The organism is Kribbella sp., assembly GCF_035687465.1.
Taxonomy (GTDB): Bacteria; Actinomycetota; Actinomycetes; order Propionibacteriales; family Kribbellaceae; genus Kribbella.
In genome coordinates, this window is record NZ_DASRXP010000621.1 from 1 (window position 1) to 2,539 (window position 2,539).

At 64.7% G+C, this 2,539-nt stretch carries 3 protein-coding genes; all 3 read left to right on the plus strand.

Going from position 1 to position 2,539, the window contains the following annotated elements; translation table 11 throughout:
* A partial coding sequence (locus VFG33_RS32880; RefSeq protein WP_325056896.1) for a hypothetical protein occupies positions 1-759 on the plus strand: 759 nt, incomplete at its 5' end.
* A gap of 153 nt (positions 760-912) precedes the next feature.
* A complete protein-coding gene (locus VFG33_RS32885) occupies positions 913-1,668 on the plus strand; it encodes a hypothetical protein (RefSeq protein WP_325056897.1) in 756 nt (251 codons plus the stop codon).
* Between the two features lie 224 nt (positions 1,669-1,892).
* Positions 1,893-2,516, plus strand: coding sequence for a hypothetical protein (locus VFG33_RS32890; protein WP_325056898.1), 624 nt, complete (start codon positions 1,893-1,895; stop codon positions 2,514-2,516).
* The last annotated feature ends 23 nt before the right edge of the window (positions 2,517-2,539 follow it).

A 2,539-nucleotide genomic window follows, 5' to 3' on the forward strand; every position in this document is an offset into this window, starting at 1 on the left:
GATGAGCTTCTGACCACGGAGTCGACGTGGAAAATCGGCTATGCGCCCGACTCGTACGCGCGTTTGGTCGATCACTTACGAGAACGTGGTTTCGACTTCCGCACTCTGATCAGAGCCGGACTGGCGGACTGGAGCGAGGACGGCCAGGCGATCGATCAGTTCCGCGATCAGCTGATGCTACTGACCCGGGACGAACGGCTGGATCCTGTCGGGTTCGTCGGCATCGGTCAGGGATCGCGACCAACCTTCGCAACAACGCCGACCACTCTCATCCACCGCCCGTCGAATGCGCTTGCGGGCATTGCCGAGCAGCTAGATCTTCTGACTGAGGGGGCCATGGCCGTCGTGGTCAACGATCCCCTAGACGCGATGGCGATCGAGAAGGCTAGTCGTCTCTCACTCGAGCGGTGGGCGGGAATCCCCTTGTGCGGTTCATCGATGTCAACGGCACAGGCGAAGACGTTGTATCGCTACACGGCCACCGACACCGTCATCGTCGCTCTCAATGGTGACCCGGACTGGCAGGGCAAGGGCATCGCATCGCTGACTGATCTTGCCTACTTCTTCAAGCGGGTGCACGCCGTAGTACTGCCAGACGGGCACACGCCGGCGACTCTCTACCAGTCGGAAGACGGTCCGCAGCGACTGCACGAAGCCCTGCTGTCCACTCGGCCGCTGGCCGACTATCAGCCCCGCCGTCAGCAGCCATCCGAGCCACTCGCCGAATTGGGACCGTCCAGCCACGGCCCTGAGCTGTAGCTGAAGTCCTACTCGCCGCGGACCTTACGCGGACCTGCAGATCCAGGAGTCCTGGATACGGAGATCCGGGTTCTTGCCAAGCGCAACAGTCGGCAGATTGAGACTCGCACCGCAGTCCGTAGGGAGCGAACGATCTCGCTCACTCTTGTCTGGATGGAGTATCTGATGATCGACGAGCTACAAGTACTCCTCGATGAAGCGGCCAACTCCGATTGGGCGCCAGAGGCCTCGCAGCGGTTGGCCGAGGGGATCGAGGTGCGGATCGTGGCTGGGATGTCCATGCGGCTGAGGCTTGCTCTGGGCAGTGACGAGGCGGCCCAGCTGGCTAGGCTCATCGCGTGGGAACGCTGCAGAGATCTTGCAGTCAAACCGCCTGAGCACGGCGCCTCGTGGGGATACCTGGCGAACCTGGTCCGCTGGCGCCTGCTCGATGCTGCCCGAACTGACTGGGCACGCCATCGACGGGAGTTTCCGCTCCAGGATATGCCGGAACTCGAGGCCCAAGGTGAACTTCGGCTCGGGCCTCATCTGGATCGCATCGCGGCCGAGGTCGCGAGTGCGGGGCTCCCTACAGAGAGGACGAGGCTCCTGATTAGTACGGCGGCCGACGGGCCGCCATACTTTCGCGCGGCGATCATCGGCCGGTTGCGAGAGGCTGGAGCGCATCGCGGACAGGCCGAGGGCTTCGCCTGGCTGCTTCGGGGCGGGGCGGCGAATCGGTCGGCCCTGGCGCGGCTGGCCTCCGGCCAGACCGCCGACGAGGTCTTCGCGGACCGGGCGGTTCGTCGCTGGGTTGCCGCGGCGGCGGGACGGGATCCGCTCTTTGCCGGTGGACGTGCGGGGGTGAGCTCGCAGCGGTTAGATCGCCGGCCTAACGCGATCGGCCCAGAGCTGGCCAGAACGGCGTGACTCTTGCTGAAACCTGCAAAGTCTCGGACGCCGCTCCGTTGGGTTGGCATGAACTCACGTCACACGGCAGTACGTCGTCGGAATTGGCTGATCCGCTACTACCGCACCCAGGCTCGGGTCAATATCCGCGTCCTCGGGGCGCTGCGGATCATTCCGGCACCGGTTGAGGCGTCGCTGAGCGCCTGGCTGCGGCGAACCGAGAACCAAGAGAGGGGAATCTGACCATGCGAAGGCTCGTCCGAACGCACATCATGATCCCGATCGTGATTTTGCTGGCGTTTGTCGTACTGATCCTCGCTCTCATCTCGCGCTGGCAGGGGGCGCCGGCTGAGGTCGGCGGCAGTGCAACAGAGGCTGGCTCCTCCGAGCAGACGACAGCGCCCTGGGAGGAGGGTGGGCCGTCGGCGAGCCTGGACGCGTGGCAGCGCCCGACGACGTCGGACGCGAAGGAGTACGCGATGGCGTTCGGGCGTGCGATCTGGACCTACGACACGACTGTCCACAGCTTCATCGACTGGCAGGACGCGGTCGGCGCATTCGCGGATCCGATGAGTCAGGCTGCGCGGGTCGCGCAGAGCATGCTGCCCTACCTCTCGCAGTGGGAACAGCTGGAGATCCACAAGGCGAAGGCCACTGTCACGGACGTCATTGCGGACAGCACGCCGGAGTTGCGGGCACTAGAGAACAATCCGAAGGCTCCAGCGGGGTGGCACGGATACCTGATCCGTGGAAAGCAGACCAGCATTGTCGACGGCGAGCCCATGGTCGCCGATCGTCAGGTGACCGTCGGACTCGTGTGCATGCCCCAGTGCAAGTTCTGGTCCGCCACCACCGAGACGCCGACGTGATCGGCAAGCTCGCACTGGCCGGC

Bases quoted from the DNA above. Each gene is read 5' to 3' on its own strand.
- VFG33_RS32885 (WP_325056897.1), top strand. From the start codon at position 913: ATGGAGTATCTGATGATCGACGAGCTACAAGTACTCCTCGATGAAGCG.
- VFG33_RS32890 (WP_325056898.1), top strand. From the start codon at position 1,893: ATGCGAAGGCTCGTCCGAACGCACATCATGATCCCGATCGTGATTTTG.